Consider the following 23115-nt stretch of genomic DNA (forward strand, 5'->3'; position numbering starts at 1 on the left):
GGTGGCCTGCTTCTTCTTAGCTGCCGCGACGAGTCCTCGTTCTAAGGGCCTTCCTCGTCGCGGAGCTCGTCGTCGGCCCCATCAGACAGACAAGAGAAGCGACCCCCTCATGAAGAACACTCAGAAGCCCACGTCCGCTCCGGTCCACAAGTACCGTCCGTTCCACGAGCAGATCCGCGTCGACCTGCCCGACCGCACGTGGCCGAGCAAGCGCATCGAGACCGCACCCCGCTGGTGCGCCGTCGACCTGCGCGATGGAAACCAGGCCCTCATCGATCCGATGAGCCCCGAGCGCAAGCGGGTCATGTTCGACCTGCTGGTGAAGATGGGCTACAAGGAGATCGAGGTCGGGTTCCCGAGCGCCAGCCAGACCGACTTCGACTTCGTCCGTCAGCTGATCGAGGAAGACCTGATCCCCGACGACGTGACGATCCAGGTGCTGACCCAGGCGCGCGAGCACCTCATCCAGCGGACGTACGAGGCGATTGCCGGTGCCAAGCAGGCGATCGTGCACCTGTACAACTCCACGTCCGTGCTGCAGCGCGAGGTCGTCTTCCGCACCGACCAGCAGGGGATCGTCGACATCGCCCTCGAGGGCGCCCGCCTGTGCAAGAAGTACGAGGCGACGATCCCCGAGACGGACGTCTACTACGAGTACTCGCCCGAGAGCTACACGGGCACCGAGCTCGAGTTCGCGCTGCGCATCTGCAACGAGGTCCTGGAGATCTTCCAGCCGACCCCTGAGCGCAAGGTCATCCTGAACCTGCCCGCCACGGTCGAGATGGCGACGCCGAACGTCTACGCCGACTCGATCGAGTGGATGTCGCGGAACCTCAACCACCGCGAGAACGTGATCCTGTCGCTGCACCCGCACAACGACCGGGGCACCGCCGTCGCCGCGGCGGAGCTCGGCTACATGGCCGGCGCCGACCGCATCGAGGGCTGCCTCTTCGGCAACGGCGAGCGGACCGGCAACGTCGACCTGGTCGCCCTGGGTGTCAACCTGCTGACGCAGGGCATCGACCCGCAGATCGACTTCAGCGACATCGACCAGGTCAAGCGCACCGTCGAGTACTGCAACCAGCTGCCCGTGCCCGAGCGCAGCCCGTGGGCCGGCGATCTGGTGTTCACCGCCTTCAGCGGTTCGCATCAGGATGCCATCAAGAAGGGCTTCGAGGCGATGGAGGCCCGGGCCGCAGTCGAGGGCAAGAGCATCGACGACATCGAGTGGGCGGTTCCGTACCTGCCCATCGATCCGAAGGACCTGGGTCGCTCCTACGAGGCCGTCATCCGCGTGAACTCGCAGTCCGGCAAGGGTGGCGTCGCGTACCTGCTGAAGGCCGACCACGCCCTCGACCTGCCGCGGAAGCTGCAGATCGAGTTCTCCGGTGTCGTCCAGACCCGTACCGACGCCGAGGGCGGCGAAATCTCGAGCGCCCAGATCTGGGACATCTTCACCGACGAGTATCTGCCGACGACCGAGGACGACCAGCGCTGGGGTCGGTTCGAGCTGCTCTCGACACGGTCCTCGAGCGACATGTCCGGCGACGTCTCGCTCGAGGTGACGCTGCGCGACGGCGAGTCGACGCATCCCGCGTCGGCGGTCGGCAACGGCCCCGTCGCCGCGTTCCTCGAGATCGTGCGCGCGCAGGGCTTCGACGTGACGCTGTACGACTACGTGGAGCACGCGCTCAGCTCGGGCGGCGACGCGCAGGCTGCGGCGTACATCGAGCTGCAGGTCGACGACCAGCGCCTGTGGGGCGTGGGCATCGACAACGACATCTCGACGGCGTCGCTCAAGGCGATCGTGTCGGGCGTCAACCGCGCCATCCGCACGCGTCAGCGCTCCGGCGCCCTCGCCGGCGTCTGATCGTCTGAGGCACGGCCGTGGCGTACGCCCACGGACACCACGAGAGCGTGCTGCGTTCCCACGCGGCCCGAACCGTCGCCGATTCGGCGGCCTACCTGGTGTCTTCGCTGTTCGCCGGTGCCCGCGTCCTGGACGTGGGCGCCGGCCCCGGCACCATCACCGTCGACCTCGCCGACCGGGTCCTCCCGGGGCGGGTCGTGGGGATGGATGCCGCTCCCGACGTCGTCGAGATCGCCCGCGCTGCGATCGGTGAGCGCACGAACGTCGAGTTCCTCGTCGGCGACGCCTACGCGCTCGACCTCCCGGATGCCTCGTTCGACATCGTCCACGCCCACCAGACCCTGCAGCACCTGGCCCGACCGGTGGACGCGCTGCGGGAGTTCCGACGGGTGGCCGGGCCGGACGGTCTGGTCGCGGCGCGCGACGTGGATTACGGCGGGGTGATCTGGCATCCACAGATCCCGGCACTCGACGAGTGGCTCGCGCTCTATGACGCGGTGCACCGTGGAGTGTCGGGCGAGCCGAACGCCGGCCGCGTCCTGAAGGCGTGGGCGCGCGAGGCCGGGTTCACGCGGATCGAGGCGAGCGCGAGCGTGTGGGTGTTCGACACGCCCGAGAAGCGCGCGTGGTGGGGCGGGATGTGGGCAGACCGGGTCGTGGCATCCGCCTTCGCCGGGCACGCCCGCCGACTGGGCCTGGCCGACGACGCGACGCTCCAGCGCATCTCCGACGCCTGGCGCGAGTGGGCCGCCCACCCCGACGGCTGGATCCTGCTCCCGCACGGTGAGATCCTCGCCCGCGCCTAGGCGGTCTCGTCTTTGCGCGAGTCGCCAGGATTAGTCGCTTCCGGGCGCGCGAGCGCGACAATTCTTGGCGACTCACACGGGTCGGGGCAGGTCACCAGGGGACCGGCGCGCCGGTGCGGTCCAGGAAGCGGAGGCCGGGCGTGCCGCGATGCGCCTCCACGGTGTCGATGAGGGGCGGGATCGCCTCGTCGATCTCGAGGCCCGCGCCGGCGCGCCCATGTCGGTGCGGATCCATCCAGGCGCGAGCAGTAGCAGGGCGCGCGCGTCGTTCGGGTGACGCGCGGCGAAACTGCGCATCAGCTGGTTCAACGCCGCCTTCGACGCGCGGTACACCTCGAACCCGCCCGACGTGTTGTTCGTGATGCTGCCCTGTCCCGACGACAGGACCGCGATCGTTCCGGTGTCGGCGACGAAGGGGTGCAGCCTCTCGACGACACGCATCGCCCCGAGCGCGTTCGTCGCCAGGGTACGGGCGAAGTCGTCGTCGTCGATGTCGGCCGCCACCTGCGACTGAGGTGCGAGCGAGATTCCGGCGACCACGAACAGCAGGTCGAACGTGCGACCCCGCAGGCGGTTCGCGAGGGCGGTGATCTCCGCGCCGTCGGCGATGTCGACGTGCTCGAACTCGACACGGTCGGGAGCGGCGTCCCGCACCGCCCGCAGCGACTTCGAGACATCCCCGCGCACGGTCGCGACGACTCGCGCGCCTCGGTCGACGTAGGTCCGGGCGATCGCGAGACCGAGACCGCGCGAGGCACCGACCACGAGAACCGATCGGTGGGACAGGGGCGTGTGGGCCATGGCATCCTCCACTCAACAACTGATGAGCGAAACTCTACGCTCTCGCTCATCAGCTGTAGAGTGAATTCATGGAGGTCATAGGGTCCCGCGCGGAGAAGCGCGCAGCGACGGCGGAACGCATTCTGCTCGCGGCCCGCGCGGAGTTCGGCGACCGCGGGATGGACGGAGCCACCATCCGAGGGATCGCGGCTCGCGCGGGGATCGATCCCTCCCTGGTGCTCCAGCACTACGGGTCGAAAGCCGCACTGTTCGCACTCGCGGTCGAACCCGTGGCCGACCTCGGCGACGGAGACGTCGAGTCCCACCTGAGCGACGTGCTCGACGTTCGCCTCCGCGAGCTCGACCCCGCCACACGGGCCCTGTTGCGGTCGATACTGACATCCCCGGACGCGGCTCAGGCTCTGCGCGCCCATCTCGAGAACCGCGCGGACGCGCTGGCCGACGGCCGCGGCGATGAGGGGCGGATCCGCGCGGCGATCCTGGTCTCGAGCATCCTGGGAGTCACCATCGCCCGCCACTTCCTCGACCTCCCCGCGCTCCGCGATCTGGACGGAGACCAGGCGGCGCACATCCTCGGCGCGCTGCTCGAACCGCCCGCGTGAGTCGCCAGGATTTGTCGCCTGGAGGCACGCCCAAGCGACAAATTCCGGCGACTCACGCGAAGCCGCACCTCACGCTTCCGGGTCGACCCGGATGATCGGGATGCCGGTCGTCTCGACCGCGACCTTGCGGCGGTACAGCTTCCGCTGCTCGGGGAGCGACAGGTCGAACAGCACCGCGAGGACGCGGATCACCGTCGTCACCACGACGCCGACCACGGCCGCCACGGGGAGCGGCACGCCGAAGGCCGCGACCGTCGCGAGCACGGCGCACCCGCCCCCGGCCGCCACCGCGTACAGCGACCCGACGTGCATGATCGCCACCGGCAGCCCCATCAGCACGTCGCGCAGCACGCTGCCGCCCGCCGCGGCCACGACGCCGACGAACACCGCCGGCACCGCCGGAAGTCCGAGGGCGAGCGCCTTGGACGTGCCGAACGCGCCGAAGAGTCCGATCACGACGGCGTCGAGCAGGACGATCGCGCGGTTGAGGCGTTGGAAGATCCCCGACAGCAGCATCCCGACGAGGGAGGCCCCGATCGCCGTGAGCAGGTACCAGTTGTTCTGCAGGGTCGAGGGAGTAACCCCGAGCAGGAGGTCGCGGATGAGTCCGCCGCCCATCCCCAGGAGGATGCCGATGATGGCGACCCCGAGGAGGTCGAGCCGTCGCTGACCCTGGAATCCCGCGGCGAACAACGCGCCCTGCACGCCGCCCAGCGCGACGGCGGTGAGGTCGGCCCACAGCGGGATGATGAAGACGGGCGGGTTCACGGCATCCATTCTCCCGCCCCGCCTGCGCGGGCCCGCGCGCGGCGCACCGCCGACTCCCGGGGTCGCGGACGGATAATGGACTGTGCCCACCTACCGCGACGAAGTCGTGGTCCTGCGTACCCACAAGCTCGGGGAGGCGGACCGCATCGTCACCCTCCTCAGCCGACGCCACGGCAAGATCCGCGCGGTGGCGAAGGGCGTACGCCGCACCTCGTCGCGGTTCGGCTCGCGGTTGGAGCCGTTCATGGTCGCGGACGTGCAGCTGTACCAGGGCCGGAACCTCGACATCGTGCAGCAGGCCGAGTCGCTCGGCGCCTACGGGGCCGACATCGCGCAGCACTACGACCGGTACACGACCGCCAGCGCCATGGTCGAGACCGCCGACCGGCTGAACGAAGCCGAGGCCACGCCGCAGCAGTACCTCCTCCTCGTCGGGGGACTCCGGTCGCTCGCGCGCGGCGACCACGCCGCCCGCAGCGTCCTGGACTCCTACCTGCTGCGCGCCATGGCCCTCTCGGGCTGGGCCCCCGGTCTCGGCGAATGCGCGCGCTGCGGCACGGTCGGCGAGCACGACTACTTCCTCGCCCAACTCGGGGGCGTCGTGTGCGCGTCCTGCGCACCCGCGGGCTCGCCGCGCGTCGCCCGCGACACCGTCGACCTGCTCCGCGCGCTCATCGCGGGGGAGTGGGACGTCGTGGACGCGGCCTCCGGTCGCACCACCGCCGCCGCCTCGGGGCTGGTCGCCACCTACGCGCAGTTCCATCTCGAGCGCGGCATCCGTTCCCTCTCGCACCTGGAATCGAATCGATGACCCCGAAGCCGTTCACGCACCGCAACGCCGCCCCGTACCGCCCCCTGGATTGGACCGGGGAGTATCCGCCGGCGTTCCCGAAGGGGTCGGTTCCCGCTCATATCGCGATCGTCATGGACGGCAACGGCCGCTGGGCGAATCGCCAGGGCCTTCCGCGGATCGAAGGGCACCGGGCCGGAGAGGCGACCATCCTCGACATCGTCGCGGGAGCGATCCAGGCGGGTGTGAAGCACCTGTCGCTGTACGCCTTCTCGACCGAGAACTGGACGCGGTCGCCCGACGAGGTCCGCTTCCTCATGGGATTCAACCGCGAGGTGCTCCAGCGCCGCCGCGACCAGCTGAACGAGTGGAACGTGCGGGTCCGCTGGGCCGGGCGCCGGCCCAAACTGTGGGGCTCGGTCATCAACGAGCTGCAGGCGGCGGAACGCCTCACCGCGGGGAACGACGGCCTCACCCTGACGATGTGCGTCAACTACGGCGGTCGCCTCGAGATCGTGGATGCCATGCGGCGCCTCGGCGAGGACATCGCCGCCGGCAAGGTGAAGCCGTCGGCGATCAGCGAGAAGATGATCGCGAAGAATCTCTACGTTCCCGACATGCCCGACGTCGATCTGTTCCTCCGCTCCAGCGGCGAGCAGCGCACCTCGAACTTCCTCCTGTGGGAGTCGGCGTACGCCGAGATGGTGTTCCTCGACACGCTGTGGCCCGATTTCCGGCGCCGGCACCTGTGGGACGCGATCGGTCTGTACGTGTCCCGGGATCGACGCTTCGGCGGCGCGGTCGACACGCCGACTGCGGGATGAATGCCGTTTTCGGAATAAGCCCCTCACCCGAAAGGTTGCACACGACATGACGGATGCCATCAAGATCGACGTGTGGAGCGACATCGCCTGCCCGTGGTGCTTCATCGGGAAGCGCAACCTCGAGAACGGCCTCGCCGCCACCGCCGATGACGACGACGCCCCGGTCGTCGAGATCGAGTACCACTCGTTCGAGCTCTCGCCCGACACCCCCGTCGACTTCGTCGGCGGCGAGGTGGACTACCTCTCGCAGCACAAGGGCATCTCGCCCGCTCAGGCGCGCGAGATGCTCGACCGCGTCACCGGCGTCGCCGCCGAGGCAGGGCTCGAGTACCGCTTCGACATCCTGCAGCACACCAACACCGTGAAGGCGCACGAGCTGCTGCACTTCGCCAAGGAGCAGGGTCGCCAGCTCGACCTGTCGGAGCGCCTGATGGCGGCCTATTTCCTCGAGGGCAAGCACGTCGGCCGCGACGACGACCTCGTCGAGCTCGCGGTGGAGGTCGGCCTGGATGCCGAGCTCGCCCGCGAGGCACTGACCTCGGGGCGATTCCGCGACGCGGTCCGCGCCGACCAGGCGCAGGCCCAGGCCTACGGCATCAGCGGGGTCCCGTTCTTCGTGATCGACGGCAAGTACGGCGTCAGCGGAGCCCAGCCGGTCGAGGCTTTCACCCAGATCGCCCGTCAGGTGTGGGGCGAGCGTCGCGCGGCGGCCACCGAGCCGGAGACCGCCCAGGCGTGACCCCTCCTCCCCAGTCCACCTCGCGCGCGGGGCGGCACCGCCCCTGCGCGAGGTCTGGGAGAATGGAACGATGACCACGGCATTGGCCCCGGAGCGCACCCTGCGCATCGGCCCCATCGAACTCGACGCCCCCGTCGTGCTCGCGCCCATGGCCGGAATCACCAACACGGCGTTCCGGCGACTGTGCCGCGAGTACGGAGCCGGGCTCTACGTCAGCGAGATGATCACGACGAGGGCCCTCGTCGAGCGCAACGACACGACGATGCGCCTCATCCGCCACCACGAGTCGGAGACACCGCGCTCGATCCAGCTGTACGGCGTCGACCCCGCGACGGTCGAAGCGGCGGTGCGCCTGATCGTCGAGGAAGACCACGCCGATCACATCGACCTCAACTTCGGCTGCCCCGTCCCGAAGGTGACCCGCCGCGGCGGCGGGGCCGCGCTGCCCTGGAAGCTCACGCTGTTCCGCGAGATCGTCGAGCGCGCGGTGCGCGCGGCAGGCGACCTCCCGCTCACGATCAAGATGCGCAAGGGCATCGACGCCGACCACCTCACGTACCTCGAGGCGGGACGCGTCGCCGAGGGTGCCGGTGTCGCCTCCATCGCGCTGCACGCCCGCACGGCCTCCGAGTTCTACTCGGGCACCGCCGACTGGAGCGCGATCACGAAGCTCAAAGAGACCGTGACGAGCGTCCCCGTCCTCGGCAACGGCGACATCTGGTCGGCCGCGGACGCGGTGCGGATGATGGACGAGACCGGGTGCGACGGCGTGGTCGTCGGCCGCGGCTGCCTCGGGCGCCCGTGGCTGTTCGGCGACCTGGCGCGCGCGCTCGGCCGCCCCGGCGCGGCTCCCGGCGAGCCCGTCGACGCGACGCTCGGGTTCGTCGCGCGGGCGTTCCGCCGCCACGCCGAGCTGCTGGTGGAATTCTTCGAGGACGAGGGGCGCGGATGCCGTGACATCCGCAAGCACGTCGCCTGGTACTTCAAGGGCTACCCCGTCGGCGGTGAGCTGCGCGCGAGCCTCGCGACCGCGTCGACGCTGGACGAGATCGACGAGCTGCTGGCCACGATGGACCTCGACGCGCCCTACCCGGGCGAGGCGGCCGAAGGGCAGCGCGGTCGCGCCGGCACGCCGAAGCGTCCCGCCCTGCCCGACGGATGGCTCGACTCCCGTGAGATCGGCGTCGACGCCGGCCGCGCCCTCGCCGACGCGGAACTGCACCACAGTGGCGGATGAGGCGGGGGTGGGCGTCGCACGCCCGTCCGGGTACGACGACGTCGACGCCGCCCGGTTCCACGAGGAGCAGCACCGCTCCCAGCGCGACGACTTCGCGCGCGACCGCGCGCGCGTTCTCCATTCGGCGGCTCTGCGGCGCCTCGCCGCCAAGACGCAGGTGCTCAGCCCCGCGAGCCCTGCCGATTTCGCCCGCAATCGTCTGACGCACTCGCTCGAGGTGGCGCAGGTCGGGCGCGAGCTCGCCACCGCGCTCGAGCTCTCTCCCGACGTCGTCGACACCGCGTGCCTCAGCCACGACCTGGGGCACCCGCCCTTCGGCCACAACGGCGAGCGGGCGCTCAACGAGTGGGCGGAGGACATCGGCGGCTTCGAGGGCAACGCGCAGACGCTGAGGATCCTCACGCGGCTCGAGCCCAAGGTGATCGGTCCCGACGGGCACTCCTTCGGCCTCAACCTCACCCGGGCGAGCCTGGATGCCACGTGCAAGTACCCGTGGACGGCCGATGCGCCGCTGCCCGACCCGGGCGGGCGGTTGAAGTTCGGCGTCTATCCGGACGACGAGCCCGTCTTCCACTGGATGCGCGACGGCGCGCCCGGCCGGGTGCGCTGCATCGAGGCCGAGGTCATGGACCTCTCCGACGACATCGCCTACTCGGTGCATGACTTCGAGGACGCGGTCGTCAACCGCTACATCGACCCCGCCCTTCTGGCATCCCCGGCCGGCCACGAGTCCCTGCTCACCGCGATCCAGACGTGGGTCGGCTATGACTTCGCGCGCGATGAACTGGCCGACGCGCTGTACCGCCTGATGCGTCTGCCCGAGTGGATCGGCTCGTTCGACGGCTCGCGTCCGGCGCTCGCCCGGTTGAAGAACCTGACGTCCGACCTCATCGGGCGCTTCGCCCGCGCGGCCACCACCGCCACCCGCGAGGCCTACCCGGCCCGCGACCTCACGCGGTACCGTGCGCACGTGGTCGTTCCCCGCGTCGTGGAGGCCGAGATGGCGGTGCTTAAGGGCATCATCGGCGCCACCGTCGTCTCGATCGACGGCCGGAAGGCGCTGTACCGAGAGCAGCGACGCGTCTTGAAGCGACTCGCGTCCGCCCTGTGGGAGCACCCCGACGCGCTCGACACCCTGCACGCGCCCGACTTCGAGACCGCCGTCGACGACGTCGCACGGCGCCGGGTGGTGGTCGACCAGGTCGCGAGTCTCACCGATCAGCTCGCAATCGCGTGGCACGGGCGGCTCGTGGGCGAAGTGGATGCCGCCGAGCTCGGTATCTGGGCGCCGGGCGCCCGGCCGCCGCGGGGAGCGGATGCCTGATGGCGGGGCGTATCCGGCAGGCCGACATCGACGAGGTCAAAGCGCGGGTCAACATCGCCGACGTCGTCGGTGAGCGCGTCGCGCTGAAGCCCGCGGGCGTCGGATCGATGAAGGGGCTGTGCCCCTTCCACGACGAGCGCAGTCCCAGTTTCCACGTGCGCCCCCAGGTCGGGTACTACCACTGCTTCGGCTGCGGGGAGTCGGGCGACGTGTACTCGTTCCTCCGCGCGATGGACCACGTGTCGTTCACCGAGGCCGTGGAACGCATGGCCGCACGCGTCGGCTACACCCTGCACTACGAAGACGGAGGAGCGGCTCCCGAGACGACCGGCCGCTCCCGCCTGTACGCCGCCAACGCGGCGGCCGCCGAATACTTCCGGGGGCAGTTGATGTCGCCCGAGGCCGACACGGCGCGCCGTTTCCTCGGCGACCGCGGGTTCGACGCGGGTGCCGCGGCGCACTTCGGCGTCGGCTACGCCCCCAAGGGATGGTCCTCCCTCATGGACCACCTGCTCGGCCAGAAGTTCTCGCGCGACGAGCTCGTGCAGGCGGGGCTCGTGTCGCAGGGGCAGCGCGGTGTCTACGACCGCTTCCGCGGGCGGGTCGTCTGGCCGATCCGCGACGTCACCGGGCAGGTCATCGGCTTCGGCGCGCGCAAGCTGTACGACGACGATCAGGGCCCCAAGTACCTCAACACCCCCGAGACGCCGATCTACAAGAAGGCGCAGGTGCTGTACGGCCTCGACCTCGCCAAGCGCGACATCTCGCGCGAGCACCGGGTCGTCGTGGTCGAGGGGTACACCGACGTCATGGCCTGCCATCTGGCGGGCATCACGACCGCGATCGCGTCGTGCGGGACGGCGTTCGGCAGCGATCACATCACGGTCCTCCGACGCGTGATGGGCGACGACACGTCGTCGGGCGAGGTCGTCTTCACCTTCGACCCGGATGCCGCCGGCCAGAAGGCGGCGCTGCGCGCCTTCGCCGATGAGAAGCGCTTCGCCGCGCAGACGTACGTGGCCGTGGCTCCCGAGGGCCTCGATCCGTGCGACCTGCGCCTGCAGCGCGGCGACGGCGCGGTGCGCGCGCTCATGGACAACAAGGCCCCGATGTTCGAGTTCGTCATCGACCAGCGCCTGAAGGACTACGACCTCTCCAGCGTCGAGGGCCGCGCGGGGGCGCTGCGAGCCGCGGCGCCGATCGTCGCCGACATCCGCGACCCGGCCCTGCGCCCCGGATACGTGCGGGTCCTCGCGCGGCGTCTCGGGCTGGACATCCCCGAGGTGCAGAGCGCCGTCGAACGCGCGGCGCGCGGTGCGGATCGGGCCGAGAAGCGCGACGCGCAGCGCGGGGGAGCGGCTGAGGCTCCGGCCCCCGTGGCGGTGTCCGTGACGATGGCGCAGCTCCCCAACACCCGCGACGTCGCGCTCGAGCGCGGTGCGATGATGGCGTTCCTGCAGTACGGGCACCGCATCGAACCGGATCTGTTCCTCCGCGCCCTGCAGACGCCGTTCGGCCACCCCGCCCTCGAGGCGGTGCGGAGCACCCTGGCATCCACCGATCTGTCGCAACCGGGCTGGGCCGTGGCCGCCGTCGAAGCGGTACGCGAACCTTTCCGGACCCTCGCGGCCGAACTGCTCACGGCGGAGTTCCCCGCGCGCAACGAAGAAGGCGCGGTGGCCTCCGCGAACGACCTGGCGCGGGGCCTCCTCGTCCGCGAGCTCGAACGGGAGAAGAACGGTCTGCTGCGCGACATCCAGCGCGTCCCGGCCGACTCCGAGGAGGGTCGGCGGCTGCGTCTGCGACTGCGCGAATTGGATGCCGATCGCCAGAGGCTGACGGCTTCCTGACGCGTCGCGGTGGCGTCCGCGCCATCCGTCAGGGAGGATGTCCACATGCCCCGGACCCTCGACACCGACGTCGCCATCCGAGCCGACGACCTCTCGCTCGCCCGAAACGGCGTCCGCGTCATTGACGGGGTCGCCTTCACGCTCCCGGCGGCGCACAGCCTCGTGGTGATGGGACCGACCGGCTCGGGCAAGACCTCCCTCGCGTCGCTCCTGGCCGGACGCCCCGACGAGGGGCTGAGCGTCGTCGGGGGAGACGCGCGCGTCCACGGCATCTCCGCGCGGCATCCGGGTCGGGGGGTGCGCGAATGGACGTTCCACACCGGGTATCTGCCCCAGGGCGCGGGCGCGAACCTGCCCGCGCGGCTGACCGTGCACGAGGTCATCTCCGAGCCGATCACGGCCCGCGACCGTCGCGTGAACACGCGCGCCCTCGCGGTGCGCGTGGCGACGCTGCTCGATGAGATGGAGCTGCCCTTGGGAACGGCGCCGAAATATCCGTACGAGCTGAGCGCGGGGATGCGGCAGCGGGTCGCGCTGGCCCGGGCGCTCGTGCTGGAACCGCGCCTGTTCGTCGCCGACGATCTGTACGCGAACCTCGACGTCGAGGTCCGGCGGGCGGCACGCACGGCGATCACGCGTCGCCGGGACGAGCGCGGAATGGCCTCTCTCGTCGTGACCAACGACGCCGACGCCCCCCGTGACCTGGATGCCGATGTGCTGGTGCTGCGCGGAGGTCACGTCGTCGCGTACGGCCACGGCGCCGAGGGACTCCAGTGGACCCCCGACGGCGCGCCCGACCGACGGATTTCGGCGGGCTGATTTTTCCGCTGCGGCGCGGTGCTGTTAGTATCGTCTGGTTGCCCACCGCCAGGCGGGCATGATCCTCGGTAGCTCAATTGGCAGAGCAATCGGCTGTTAACCGATAGGTTCTTGGTTCGAGTCCAAGCCGGGGAGCGAGAGATCCGCGTCCATCTAAACGCGCCTCTCACCTAGGCCCGGGCTTCCACCCCGGGCCTTACCTTTTGCCCGGGTCGCGGCTCCGCACCGGGCGACCCGGACCGCGCCTCCGCCTGACAGGCTGAGGGCATGGCATCCCCCTCCGATCCGCGTTCGTACGACTTCGAGGGCCTCCGCGCCCGCGTTCTGCCCGACCGGGGCGGCCGCGTCGACGACAGCATCCCTCAGCTGGCGGATGCCGATCCCGACCTCTGCGCGCTCGCGCTCGCCCTGCCCGACGGCGACGTGCGATCGAGTTCGCAGAGCGACGTGGCCTTCAGTCTGCAGTCCGCGGTGAAGCCATTCCTCTTCGCCCTCGCCCTGCTCGACACCGACGGCGAGGCCCTCGACCGCGTCGGCATCGAACCGACGGGCGAGGCGTTCGACGCCCTCAAGCTCGAGAGCGGGACCGGTCGCCCGCCGAACCCGATGGTCAACGCCGGCGCGCTGCTCACCGCGTCGCTCGTCGACGGCGACGGCGTCGAGGGGCGGATGGAGCGCATCTCGCGCGGTCTGGCCGCCTTCGCCGGGCGCGCGCTGGAGGTCGACGAAGCCATCGCCCACAACGAGCACCTGCTCGGCGACCGCAACCACGCCCTCGCCCACCTCATGCGCGCGGAGGGCACGATGCGCGTGAGCGCCGACGACGCCGTCGCGGTGTACGCCCGGGCCTGCGCGACCATGGTGGATGCCGAGACCCTCGCGCTCATGGGCGCGACGCTCGCGCTCGGAGGCGTGAACCCCCGCTCGGGCGAGCGGGTGGTACCGGCGCGCGTAGCGCGCGACGTGGTCTCGGTCATGGCGACCTGCGGGGTCTACGACGGCTCCGGCCGCTGGATGCGGGCGGTCGGCATCCCGGCGAAGTCGAGCGTGTCGGGCGCGATCGTCCTGTCCGTCCCGGGGCGGCTCGGGGCCGCCGTGGTGAGTCCTCCGCTGGATGCGCAGGGGACGAGCGTCCGCGGGCGGCTCATCGCGGAGACGCTCGGCGAGGATCTCGGACTGCACAGCTTCGCGACGGGGTGACGCCCCGGATCCGCGCCGTGGGAGCGGTTCCAGTAAGCTCTCTCCGGCTGCGCCCGGCGGCCCGGAAGGATGCCACACCGTGCCCAGCAGTGCGAGCCGTCCGCGTCGCGACCTGCAGGGGCTCCGGGCTCTCGCGGTAGTGGGGGTCGTGGCCGGCCACCTGACCGGGTGGCCGACCGGCGGGTTCGCCGGCGTCGACGTGTTCTTCGTGATCTCGGGCTTTCTCGTCACGGGCATCCTGCTGCGTGACTTCGAAGCGTCCGGCTCGGTCGATCTGCGGGGGTTCTTCGGCCGCCGTCTTCGCCGGCTGCTACCCGCCGCGCTCCTCGTGCTGACGGTCGTCGTGAGCCTCGGGTACGTCGTGTTCCACCGCACTCGCGCCGAACAGACCCTGGGCGACGCGCTCTCGGCGCTCGGCCTGGTCTCGAACTGGAGGTTCGGGCTCGAGGGGCGCGACTACTTCTCCGCCACCGACGTCTCGCCGCTGCAGCACTTCTGGTCGCTGTCGATCGAGGAGCAGTTCTCGCTCGTGTGGCCGCTCCTGCTGGTCATCGCGGTGGCCGTCCTTCCGGTGGCGCGACGCCGGGGAGCGGTGACCCGCGCGGTCGTCGGCGTGATCGCGGTCCTCGTCGTCGCGGCCTCGGCCGGCGCCGCGGTCCAACTCACGGCGAGCGACCCCGCGGGCGCGTACTTCTCGACCCTCGCCCGAGTGGGGGAGCTCGGGGTCGGCGCGGTCCTCGCCGCCCTCTCGCCCGTACTTTCACGTATGCCCGCGCCGCTGCGCGGCCTCCTCGCCTGGCTCGGTCTCGCGGTGGTCGGGGCGTCCTTCCTCGTCATCGAGCCCGCGTCGCCGTTCCCCGCGCCGTGGGCCGCCCTTCCGGTGGCCGGCGCGGCCCTCGTCGTCGCGGGCGGCATCGGGGGAGACCCGCGCCACCGCCACCTCTTCCCGCTGACCAACCCGCTGAGCGTGGCGCTGGGCGACGTGTCCTACTCGCTGTACCTGTGGCATCTGCCCGTGATCGTGTTCGCCGGAGTCCTGCTCCCGCCGGGTCCTTCCTGGATGCCGATCGTGCTGCTGATCACCGCGGTGCTCACGATCGCGACGTACCTGGGTATCGAGCAGCCGATCCACCGGTCGCCGTGGCTCGAGCGCCGCCGTGCCATGGGGGAGGAGCCGGACGTTCCCGAGCCGGTTGCGGCGGCGCCGGTCGCGCGGCCGACGACGCTCGCCTCCCGTCCCGCGGGGTGGGTGCCGGGCCAGCGGTACTACCCCGGGGCACGACCGCGGATGGGCGAGCCGGATGCCGCGCCCCCGGCACCTGTCGACCCGGAACCGCCGACGGTCGCGGTTCCGCCGGTCGCACCCGAATCCGAACCTCGACCGGGATCGGAACCGGTGGTCGCCCCGTTGCGCCCGCCCACGTGGGCGGCGTGGCGCGAACGCTACTCGGCGCGGATCGGCCTCGCCGCGGCCACGCTCACGATCGGCGCGGGCGCCACGGTCCTCGCGATCTTCGTGGCCTACGGCGCCCCCGTCCTGCAGCTGCCCGCGCTGGTGGCCGCCCCTCCCGCCGCCGACCCGGCCGAGGTCGCCGCGGCCCTCCCCACCCTGCAGGCGGAGCTCGCCGCGGCGGTGAGCGCGTCCACCTGGCCCGAGCTCCACCCCGGACTCGACGAGGTCATCCGCGAGTCGTCCTCCGACAACCGCGCGCACGACTGCTTCACCCCCGATGTCGCGCCCGATCCCAGCCGCTGCACGTTCGGCGATCCCACGGCATCCCATCACCTGTATCTCGTGGGCGACTCCAGTGCCATGGCCTACGCACCGGCGATCGCGAAGCTCGCGGAGCAGAGCGGCGGCTCGTGGCGCGCGACCACGGTGGGGATGTATGGATGCCGCTTCACCGACGTCATGATCGAGAGCCGTGATCCCGCGGTCAACGCCGGGTGCGAGACACGGAAGGCGCAGGTGCGGGCGATGATCGCGGCGGACCCGGCGGACCTCGTGATCGTCTCGAACGCCTTCACCCTGGGGACGGCGATCGGAGGTGCGTCTCTCGACCCCGCGCAACTGGCGACCTCGACCTTCGCGGAAGTCGGCACGTGGGCACCGACCGGGCGAACGGTGTTCCTCTCGCCGCCGCCGCACGGTGCCGACCTGAACCGGTGCTATTCGCCCCTGACCGGCCCGTCCTCCTGCCTGGCCGCGGTCGACGACGTGTGGACGCAGATGGAGAGGGCGACCGAGGCGGAGGCGACCGCGACAGGCAACACCGCCATCAGCGCACTGCCGTTCACCTGCGTTCAGAACGTCTGCCCCGCCTTCGCGGGCGACACACCGGTGCGCTACGACGAGACGCACCTGACTCCGGCGTTCGCCGAGCGCCTCGCGCCGATCCTCCAGCAGGAATTGCAGACGCGCGGCCTGTACTGAGGCGTCACACCAGCGAGACGGGCAGCTCCTCGCCGTCGCGCGGAGGCTTTTCCACGACGGATGCCGCCTGCGTGGCATCCACGTAGCCCGGATGGCTGAAGCGGGAGAACTTGCCCTTCGGATCCTCCGGCGCGTGCGGAAGCCGGATGGATGCCGCACGAGTGATCGACAGAGCCGCGCCGCGCTCGACCTCGGTCATCACGAGACGGCCGCCCCGCCGCAGCAGAAGCGGGGCGCGGAACCCTCGGGGGCCCTCCAGCGTCAGGAAGAGTGTTCGAGGACCGCCCGGCACGGTGGATGCCACGGTGAGACGTGCGGACGACACCTCCGATGCGGCGAGCTCTCGGCCGCCGGCCCGGATGAGCCCGAGACCCGGGTTCACGCTGACGGCCGGGAAGCGACGCCACAACCACCACCCGCCGGCGACGCTCAGGACTGCCACGAGGAGGACGACGACGACCCAGGCGGCGGGCGTGTTCTCCAGGAGCAGCACGATCAGCCGGAGCGACGTGAACCCGAGCAGCAGGGCGAATCCCACGAACGACGCGGCGTAGAGGAGCATCGCCCCGATATCACGCCTCGCGACGACCACCCAGACGTCCCCCTCCGGCGGCGCGGCGATCCCGGGCTGCAAGGGGTCCGGATCCCCGCGTCGGCTGCGGGAGAGTTCGATCGCCACGACGATTCCGCCGGCTACAGCCAACGCGCCGCCGATGACGAAGACGACGTTCGCGGGGGAGAGTGCCGCCCCGCTCAGCACCGTCGTCAGGACGCTGACGGCCGCGAGCACCGGAACCAGGAACGCCATGACGACGATCGCCCACATCGACCGCCGCGCGCGCCGACGCGCGTCGGCCGGGCTCACCGCCGCGCGGAGGGCTGCGCCTTCCGCGCGCACGAGGACCGTCACACCGAACACCGCCACAGCGACCCCCGCAGACAGGCACAGGGCCGCGAGGAGGCTCGCGACGCCTCCGCGGGGCAGCAGGACGGCGGATATCACGACCGCCACGGCTCCCGCGACGATCCACACCCAGCCCGCGACACGCTTGCCCACGACAACCCCCCGCGAACTGTCTAGCGGGGCCACCGGAGCGGAGAACAGGGGTTGCGCTCGGGGTGCTTCCCGGACTCAGGCGTCGATGTCGCCGACCCCCGGCATCCACGACGCGCCGGGCTTCCCCCACTTGCGCTTCTTGGCGATCTTCGCGACGATCCGGCTGTCCTCCTCGTCGAGCCGGTCGACGTACAGCACGCCGTCGAGGTGATCGAACTCGTGCTGCAGGATGCGGGCGCGCCAGCCCGACACCTCGATGCGAACCGGCTGGCCCTCGAGGTCGACCCCCGTGAGCAACGCCGACTCCGACCGGCGCAGCGGGAACCGCTCACCGGGGAAGGACAGGCATCCCTCGGACTCCTCGTCCGGATCGGGGTAGCCCGGCTCGAGCGGACGGATCCACAACTCGGGGTTGATGACGACCCCGCGCCACGGCTGGCCCTCGTCGTCCTCGTACGTGTACGTGAAGATGCGCAGACCCACGCCCACCTGGGGCGCGGCGAGACCGACGCCGGGAGCGGCATCCATCGTCTCGAACATGTCGGCGACCAACGTGCGGATCTCGTCGGTGATCTCGTCGACGCGGGAGGCGGGGGAGTGCAGGACGGGATCGCCCATGATGCGAATAGGGAGAACGGCCACGTCACCAGCCTATGCGGCGACGCGGCGGCTATCGTCGGAGGGTGATTCCGCTCGATGTCTCCCTCACCGACGGTATCGATCAGCTCGTCGGAGTCTTCCGCGATCCCCGCATCCTGCTCGGTATCCCGCTGGCGCTGTTGGGCGCGGTCTTCATGTCGTTCGGCGCGCAATACCAGCACCGCGGCGTGCAGAAGGTCGAACGCCTCTCCGGCAAGACGACCGGCGGACTCTCGCGGTCTCAGGTCACGTCGCTGCTGACGCGCCCGTCCTGGGTCGCCGGCACCCTGATGCTGGCCCTCGCGATCGTGTGTCAGCTCGCGGCCCTCTCGGTCGCGCCGCTGATCCTCGTGCAGCCGCTCGGCGCGATCGCCCTGGTCATCACGACGGTCCTGAACGCCCGGGTCAGCCACCACAAGCCGACGCGCCAATCGCTCATCGCGATCGCGGCCTGCGTCGGCGGCATCTTCATCTTCGTCACGATCGCCGCGTTCTTCGCGACCGAGCACGTGGTCACCTCGCGCGAGCTGTGGATCATCCTCGGCATACTCGCCGTCGTGGTCGTCGTGTTCGGGGTGTTCTGGTTCCTCGTCCGGCGCCGCGCGCAGGCGCTGTTCTACATCATGGCCGCCGGCGTCATCTACGGCTTCGTCGCGACGCTCGCAAAGGTCATCATCAGCCGCATCCAGGCCGGGAACTTCGAGTGGCTGACGCTGCTGTGCGTCATCGCCCTGCTCGCCGCGGTCGGCGTCGGCGCCTACTTCGTGCAGACCGCCTACTCGGTCGGGCCGCCCGACCTCGTGATCGCCGGTCTCACCGTCATCGATCCGATCGTCGCCGTGCTCATCGGACTCTCGGTGCTGGGCGAGGCCTCGACGGCTCCCGCCTGGGCGCTGATCGGCTTCGTCATCGCCGGCGCGATCGCCACGTGGGGTGTCATCCAGCTGACCCGCCACCACCCGCAGATCACCGCCGACGGCAAGCCGAAGAAGCCCCGCGTGCACTGACGGCGCGCGGCGCTGTCGATCCGCTCGAGCGCACACGATCCGCTCGAGCGCACACGATCCACTCGAGCGCACACGCCCCAGCCGAGCGCACACGACCCGCTCGAGCGCACAGGATCCACTCGAGCGCACATGACCGCGTCGAGCGCACACGACCGGGTCGGCCCGAACGTGTGCGCTCGACCCGAGCGTGAGCTTTCGCCGGGTACGCGGCGCCAGATCACGTGACGTGGCCGAACGTACCCGCCGTGGCGCCCCACAGCCCGTACGGTCGACCGGATCACGTGATCCGGCCGCTTCGGCGGGGCACACGGATGCCGGTAGGCTCGGACGCACACGGGGCGGTGGCCAAGCTGGTCAAGGCAGCGGGCTCATAACCCGACGATCGTGGGTTCAAGTCCCACCCGCCCTACTCACGCCCCGCCCACGGACGGATGCGGGAACACCGCGACAGCGCGGGGCGTTCTCCCCGTCGTCTTCCGCACCTGACGGAGACGCCGACCCGAGCGGACCGACCATGACCTTCCTCTTCCCGTACGACGACGACCAGGATGCCGCGCAGCCCATCTGCCCGTCGTGCGGCATCACGATGCACCCGCTCCTGGACGAGGGCGTGGATGCCGACGAGTGCCGCGACTGCGGCTTCCGGCTCGCCTGGTCACGCTCCGACGAGTCGGCGGGCGACGACGACCGCTGGGACGACTGAGGCCGGTGTCGGAGGCCTCCTTTACGGTCTTCCCGTGGCGGAGAGAGTCGAAGCGTGGTGGGCCCGGCGGCGGTGGTCGAAGGGCGTCGACGTCCCGTACGCGATCGGCGCGTACCGCGAAGCGTGGGCGGCCTTCCCGGCGCTGATCCGGCAGTACCACCCCGACCTCAACGGCGGGATCGCCCTGAGCCAGGTCCCGCCCGCCGCCGACGTGCTGCTGCTCTGGCAGTGCGACTCCGGCCACCGGTTCGCCGCGACGCCCACCGAGCAACGGCTCCGCCCCGGTCGCGAGCGGCGCCGCAGCGCCTGGTGTCCGGAGTGCAGCGAGCTGGCGTCCCCGACGCGCGTCCCCGCGCTGCCGATGCGCGAATCCGTCGACGCGCCGCCGGTGTCCGCGACAGGAGTGCTGCGCCCCCGGAGGCCCAAGAAGTCGCCGCCGCTGTGCGACAAGACGCCCGACCTGCCGCCCGGCGAAGCGTTCGTCTCGACGTGCGCGCCACTTCCGGCGTCCGCGGCGGAGGACCGCCTGCGCGCCGATCTGTTCGCGCGGCTCGCCCTGACCGAAGGGCTGAACGCCGTCCGCGTCACCCGGCCGTTCTTCCAGCACCGGGAGATCTGGCCCGACCTCGTGCTGACCGAACTCCGCATCGCGGTCGAGTATGACTCGATCGGGCGGCACGGCCTCGAGCACGTCGGTCGACGCGAGCAGGCCGATCGGCGGAAGGATCGCGCGCTCCGCGCCGTCGGGTGGGAGGTCGTGCGAGTGCGCACCGGCAAGCTCGAGCCGCTCGGACCCCACGACCTGCATCTCACGAGCTGGAATCGTGCGGCGATCGACCGGCTGATCGAGGCGTTCCGCGGCATCCGGGGTCCGCTGCTCGTGGACGCGTACTCACGATGAACCGGGGCGCGTTTCGTGCACCGGGGGACGCGATGTCCGCCCCGGTGCACGAACGAGGCCCCGAACCCGCGACGCGTCCGCCGCGCGGTGGCGCGAAGCTCAGGCCGCGCCCACCCCCGGCAGGATCTGCTTCAGCAGGTCGTCGAGCGTCACGACGCCGAGCAGCCGCTCACCGTCGACGATCGTCGCCAGCTGCACGCGTCCGCGGCGCATGCGCGCGAGCGCGTCGTACGCCGAGGCGTCCGGCGCGAGCACGAGCGGCTCGCGCGCGATGGCGGAAGCCGGAGTCGAGGGCGCCACGGCGAGTGTGTCGCGCACGTGTGCGACCCGGGCCGACGCACCGGAACCGACGAGGATGCGGAGGTGGGTGGATGCCGCCGCCGCGGCCTGCACGTCTGCCGCGGTCGCGTCGGCCGGCACGACCGTGGGCGTGCGATCGGTGCGGACGATGTCGCCGACCGTCAGCGTGCCCAGCTCGATCGCCTGCGCGATCGGTGCGGAGTACTGCTCGTCCAGCGTGCCTGCGCGCCGCGAGTGCGCGACGAGTTCGCGGATCGTGTCGGCGTCCTGGCCGCCCGCCGCCGCCTTATCGACCGGTTCGACGCCGGACGCGCGCACCAGGCGGTTGGCGATGCGGTTGATCCACAGCAGAAACGGCCGCAGCGGCCAGGTCATCGCGCGGGCGAGGATGCCGGTCGCCTTCGCCGCGGTCTCAGGGTGCGCGATCGCCCACGACTTCGGCGCCATCTCGCCGATGACGAGGTGGAGGAACGTGACGACGATCAGCGCCAGCATGAACGCGATGATGTCGGCGAGGACGTAGGGGAGACCCCACTGCTCGAACACCGGCGCCAGGGCGTAGTCGATCGCGGGCTTCGTGATGGCGCCGAGCAGGAACGTGCAGGCGGTGATGCCGAGCTGTGCGAACGCGAGCATCACGGTGAGTTCGTTGACTCCGCGCAGGGCGGCGCGCGCCGAGGCGCTCGTGGCCGCCTCCTCCTCCAGACGGTGGCGGCGCGCGGCGAGCAGCGCGAACTCGACGATCACGAAGAACGCGCTGGCGACGATGAGCGCCGCGGTGATCAGGGTGACGACCCACCAGCTCATCGGGCCACCTCCTCGTCGGTCGACTCCGCCGGCACGGCGGCATCGGCATCCCGGTCCACTTCCCGCAGGCGCACGACGAGCTGCGAGGGGACGTGTCGGTCGACCTCGGTGACCTCGATGTCGAGCCAGCGCTCCAGGTTCAGCCCCTGGACCACTTCACCCGCGCGCTCGGGCAGGTCGACGCGGACGACGGTGCCCGCGGCGGGCAGATCGCCGTGCGCCTCGATCACGAGTCCCGCGGCCGTCTCGACGTCGCCCTCGGCGAGGTCGTGCCCGATCAGGCGTTCCAGTTCGTCGAGGTGCAGGTCGCCCGGAACCGTCCACGCGTCGGCGCCGACCGAGGCGACCTCGTCGATCTCGACGTCGTGCTCGTCGGAGAGCTCGCCGATGACCTCCTCGGTGAGGTCCTCGATCGTGAGGATGCCGTCGAAGTTCCCGTACTCGTCGACCACGCACGCGAGCTCGTTGCGGCTGCGACGCATGCGATCCAGGGCGACGGGGAGCAGCATCGACGTCGGGAGCACGACCGCCGGTCGCATGACCGACGACACCGGGTCCGCGGCATCCGGCTGCTCGCGGAGAAGGTCGATGAGTTCGATGACGCCGACGGGGGAGTCCTCGTCGCCGATCACGGGGTATCGGGTGTGGCCGGTCGCCATGAGCGTCCGGACGTGGCCCACCGTCGTGTCCGGGCGCACCGAGTCGACCTGCGAGCGCGGGATCATGGCGTGCTCGACGTCGCGCTGGGGGAAGTCGAGGATGCGGTCGATGATCATCGACAGGTCGTCGGGTAGGTCGCCGCTCGCGCGAGACTCCTCGACGATCGCCTCGAGGTCGCGCGCGGTCGCGCTCTCGTCGACGTCCTCGAGCGGCTCGATGCGCACCAGGCGCAGGAGGGCGTTCGCGGCGACGTCGAAGACGGTGATCAGCCAGCCGAAGGCGAGCAGGTAGATGCGGGTGGGGACCGCCAGTGCCCGGGCCAGAGGCTCGGGGTTCGCGATCGCGAGGTTCTTCGGGTACAACTCGCCGAAGATCATGGTGACGACCGTGGCGAGCAGCAGCGCTCCGACCGTTCCGATGGCGACCGAGACGCCGGGGTCGATCCCGACGCCTCCGAGAAGCGTTCCGATCGAGACGCCGATGAGCGGTTCAGCCACGTAGCCGATCAGCAGCCCGGTGACCGTGATGCCCAGCTGGGCGCCCGACAGCATGAACGACGTGCGCTGCGTGATCGCGAGGACCCGCTTCGCCTGCACATCGCCCTTCTCGGCGCGCGCGGCCAGCCGCGATCGATCCACCGACATGTAGGCGAACTCCTGGGCCACGAAGAAACCGCAGGCCGCGATGATCGCGAGCGTCACGATCACACCCAGAAGCAGTGTCAGAACCGCCGTCAGCATCGAATCTCACCCCCTCGCGTCACGAGAGGGCTCGAAGATCGGCCCTCCTGGTCGGGGGAGGTGCGGGGATGGCTCACGGGGGATTCTCTCTCGTGGGTCGTCGATTCGGTGACCAGAAAGATACCGTCGCTCGCTTTGAAATCGCTGTGGTGCCCCGGGATGCCACGGGGGTGGCAGAATGGTGACCCCCGCATTGCCTCGCTTCCCGGCGTGGTCCCGCCCTTGCTCTACCGGTAC

At 70.8% G+C, this 23115-nt stretch carries 21 protein-coding genes and 2 tRNA genes; 17 read left to right on the forward strand and 6 right to left on the reverse strand.

The features are described 5' to 3' along the window. The first annotated feature begins 109 nt into the window (after positions 1-109). Both leuA and QM517_RS04115 read left to right on the forward strand, forming a co-directional pair. Positions 110-1870, forward strand: a complete 1761-nt coding sequence (gene leuA / locus QM517_RS04110) for a 2-isopropylmalate synthase (protein ID WP_283285384.1) — start codon at positions 110-112, stop codon at positions 1868-1870. Between the two features lie 17 nt (positions 1871-1887). Continuing rightward, positions 1888-2676, forward strand: a complete 789-nt coding sequence (locus QM517_RS04115; RefSeq protein ID WP_283285386.1) for a methyltransferase domain-containing protein — start codon at positions 1888-1890, stop codon at positions 2674-2676. A gap of 72 nt (positions 2677-2748) precedes the next feature. Here QM517_RS04115 and QM517_RS04120 read toward each other — a convergent pair whose 3' ends face one another. After that, positions 2749-3477: an SDR family oxidoreductase gene (locus tag QM517_RS04120; protein ID WP_283285388.1), complete on the reverse strand. Its 729-nt coding sequence runs from the start codon at positions 3475-3477 to the stop codon at positions 2749-2751. 68 nt (positions 3478-3545) lie between these two features. Between QM517_RS04120 and QM517_RS04125 the strand changes: the two genes are divergently transcribed. After that, positions 3546-4079 (forward strand): TetR/AcrR family transcriptional regulator, encoded by a 534-nt coding sequence (locus tag QM517_RS04125; RefSeq protein ID WP_283285390.1) that lies wholly within the window; start codon positions 3546-3548, stop codon positions 4077-4079. A 69-nt stretch (positions 4080-4148) separates the two neighbouring features. On the opposite strand, the gene QM517_RS04130 is transcribed toward QM517_RS04125, so the two are convergent. Then, positions 4149-4856 carry a trimeric intracellular cation channel family protein gene (locus QM517_RS04130; RefSeq protein WP_374114654.1) on the reverse strand — a complete coding sequence of 236 codons (708 nt, stop codon included), beginning with the start codon at positions 4854-4856 and terminating at the stop codon, positions 4149-4151. Positions 4857-4929: 73 nt separating this feature from the next. Between QM517_RS04130 and recO the strand changes: the two genes are divergently transcribed. The 10 genes from recO to QM517_RS04180 all read left to right on the forward strand — a co-directional run bounded on the left by recO (position 4930) and on the right by QM517_RS04180 (position 16064). After that, positions 4930-5658 (forward strand): DNA repair protein RecO, encoded by a 729-nt coding sequence (gene recO / locus QM517_RS04135; RefSeq protein ID WP_283285395.1) that lies wholly within the window; start codon positions 4930-4932, stop codon positions 5656-5658. Next, positions 5655-6461 carry an isoprenyl transferase gene (locus tag QM517_RS04140; RefSeq protein ID WP_283285398.1) on the forward strand — a complete coding sequence of 269 codons (807 nt, stop codon included), beginning with the start codon at positions 5655-5657 and terminating at the stop codon, positions 6459-6461. Before recO ends, QM517_RS04140 begins: the two co-directional genes overlap by 4 nt. Positions 6462-6507: 46 nt before the next feature. Next, the gene (locus QM517_RS04145; RefSeq protein WP_283285400.1) at positions 6508-7200 is read left to right on the forward strand and encodes a DsbA family oxidoreductase; all 693 of its coding nucleotides are present in this window, start codon (positions 6508-6510) and stop codon (positions 7198-7200) included. 70 nt (positions 7201-7270) lie between these two features. Further along, positions 7271-8437 carry a tRNA dihydrouridine synthase DusB gene (dusB, locus tag QM517_RS04150; protein WP_283285402.1) on the forward strand — a complete coding sequence of 389 codons (1167 nt, stop codon included), beginning with the start codon at positions 7271-7273 and terminating at the stop codon, positions 8435-8437. Between the two features lie 7 nt (positions 8438-8444). Further along, a complete protein-coding gene (locus tag QM517_RS04155; protein WP_283285404.1) occupies positions 8445-9761 on the forward strand; it encodes a deoxyguanosinetriphosphate triphosphohydrolase in 1317 nt (438 codons plus the stop codon). Further along, entirely contained in the window at positions 9761-11611 is a 1851-nt protein-coding gene (gene dnaG / locus QM517_RS04160; protein ID WP_077051516.1) for a DNA primase, read from the forward strand. Before QM517_RS04155 ends, dnaG begins: the two co-directional genes overlap by 1 nt. A 45-nt stretch (positions 11612-11656) precedes the next feature. Next, positions 11657-12430: an ATP-binding cassette domain-containing protein gene (locus QM517_RS04165; protein WP_283285406.1), complete on the forward strand. Its 774-nt coding sequence runs from the start codon at positions 11657-11659 to the stop codon at positions 12428-12430. Between the two features lie 62 nt (positions 12431-12492). Continuing rightward, positions 12493-12565 (forward strand) — tRNA-Asn (locus QM517_RS04170). 132 nt (positions 12566-12697) lie between these two features. Next, positions 12698-13630: a glutaminase A gene (gene glsA, locus QM517_RS04175; protein WP_283285407.1), complete on the forward strand. Its 933-nt coding sequence runs from the start codon at positions 12698-12700 to the stop codon at positions 13628-13630. A gap of 79 nt (positions 13631-13709) precedes the next feature. After that, positions 13710-16064 carry an acyltransferase family protein gene (locus QM517_RS04180; protein ID WP_283285409.1) on the forward strand — a complete coding sequence of 785 codons (2355 nt, stop codon included), beginning with the start codon at positions 13710-13712 and terminating at the stop codon, positions 16062-16064. A 4-nt stretch (positions 16065-16068) separates the two neighbouring features. Here QM517_RS04180 and QM517_RS04185 read toward each other — a convergent pair whose 3' ends face one another. Both QM517_RS04185 and def read right to left on the reverse strand, forming a co-directional pair. After that, positions 16069-17121 carry a hypothetical protein gene (locus QM517_RS04185; protein ID WP_283285410.1) on the reverse strand — a complete coding sequence of 351 codons (1053 nt, stop codon included), beginning with the start codon at positions 17119-17121 and terminating at the stop codon, positions 16069-16071. Between the two features lie 75 nt (positions 17122-17196). Next, positions 17197-17763 (reverse strand): peptide deformylase, encoded by a 567-nt coding sequence (gene def, locus QM517_RS04190; RefSeq protein WP_283285413.1) that lies wholly within the window; start codon positions 17761-17763, stop codon positions 17197-17199. A gap of 41 nt (positions 17764-17804) precedes the next feature. Between def and QM517_RS04195 the strand changes: the two genes are divergently transcribed. The 4 genes from QM517_RS04195 to QM517_RS04210 all read left to right on the forward strand — a co-directional run bounded on the left by QM517_RS04195 (position 17805) and on the right by QM517_RS04210 (position 20371). Then, positions 17805-18767: a DMT family transporter gene (locus QM517_RS04195; protein WP_175627605.1), complete on the forward strand. Its 963-nt coding sequence runs from the start codon at positions 17805-17807 to the stop codon at positions 18765-18767. A 335-nt stretch (positions 18768-19102) separates the two neighbouring features. Continuing rightward, positions 19103-19176: transfer RNA gene (locus QM517_RS04200), tRNA-Ile, on the forward strand. 105 nt (positions 19177-19281) lie between these two features. Beyond that, positions 19282-19470: a zf-TFIIB domain-containing protein gene (locus tag QM517_RS04205; protein WP_278101705.1), complete on the forward strand. Its 189-nt coding sequence runs from the start codon at positions 19282-19284 to the stop codon at positions 19468-19470. Between the two features lie 34 nt (positions 19471-19504). Continuing rightward, positions 19505-20371: a zinc-ribbon domain-containing protein gene (locus QM517_RS04210; protein ID WP_283285416.1), complete on the forward strand. Its 867-nt coding sequence runs from the start codon at positions 19505-19507 to the stop codon at positions 20369-20371. A 99-nt stretch (positions 20372-20470) separates the two neighbouring features. Here QM517_RS04210 and QM517_RS04215 read toward each other — a convergent pair whose 3' ends face one another. Together QM517_RS04215 and QM517_RS04220 are read right to left on the reverse strand one after the other, a co-directional pair. After that, a complete protein-coding gene (locus QM517_RS04215) occupies positions 20471-21478 on the reverse strand; it encodes a CNNM domain-containing protein (RefSeq protein WP_283285418.1) in 1008 nt (335 codons plus the stop codon). After that, positions 21475-22878, reverse strand: a complete 1404-nt coding sequence (locus QM517_RS04220; protein WP_303655296.1) for a hemolysin family protein — start codon at positions 22876-22878, stop codon at positions 21475-21477. The genes QM517_RS04215 and QM517_RS04220 overlap by 4 nt, the downstream gene beginning before the upstream one ends. Positions 22879-23115 lie beyond the last annotated feature (237 nt).

The organism is Microbacterium sp. IEGM 1404, assembly GCF_030056775.1.
In the GTDB taxonomy this organism is placed as follows: Bacteria; Actinomycetota; Actinomycetes; order Actinomycetales; family Microbacteriaceae; genus Microbacterium.

Coding starts and splice junctions, on each gene's coding strand:
- QM517_RS04165 (WP_283285406.1), top strand. CDS start 11,657: ATGCCCCGGACCCTCGACACCGACGTCGCCATCCGAGCCGACGACCTC.
- dusB (WP_283285402.1), top strand. CDS start 7,271: ATGACCACGGCATTGGCCCCGGAGCGCACCCTGCGCATCGGCCCCATC.
- glsA (WP_283285407.1), top strand. CDS start 12,698: ATGGCATCCCCCTCCGATCCGCGTTCGTACGACTTCGAGGGCCTCCGC.
- QM517_RS04145 (WP_283285400.1), top strand. CDS start 6,508: ATGACGGATGCCATCAAGATCGACGTGTGGAGCGACATCGCCTGCCCG.
- QM517_RS04140 (WP_283285398.1), top strand. CDS start 5,655: ATGACCCCGAAGCCGTTCACGCACCGCAACGCCGCCCCGTACCGCCCC.
- QM517_RS04130 (WP_374114654.1), bottom strand. CDS start 4,856: ATGGATGCCGTGAACCCGCCCGTCTTCATCATCCCGCTGTGGGCCGAC.
- leuA (WP_283285384.1), top strand. CDS start 110: ATGAAGAACACTCAGAAGCCCACGTCCGCTCCGGTCCACAAGTACCGT.
- QM517_RS04215 (WP_283285418.1), bottom strand. CDS start 21,478: ATGAGCTGGTGGGTCGTCACCCTGATCACCGCGGCGCTCATCGTCGCC.
- QM517_RS04125 (WP_283285390.1), top strand. CDS start 3,546: ATGGAGGTCATAGGGTCCCGCGCGGAGAAGCGCGCAGCGACGGCGGAA.
- dnaG (WP_077051516.1), top strand. CDS start 9,761: ATGGCGGGGCGTATCCGGCAGGCCGACATCGACGAGGTCAAAGCGCGG.
- QM517_RS04205 (WP_278101705.1), top strand. CDS start 19,282: ATGACCTTCCTCTTCCCGTACGACGACGACCAGGATGCCGCGCAGCCC.
- QM517_RS04220 (WP_303655296.1), bottom strand. CDS start 22,878: ATGCTGACGGCGGTTCTGACACTGCTTCTGGGTGTGATCGTGACGCTC.
- QM517_RS04120 (WP_283285388.1), bottom strand. CDS start 3,477: ATGGCCCACACGCCCCTGTCCCACCGATCGGTTCTCGTGGTCGGTGCC.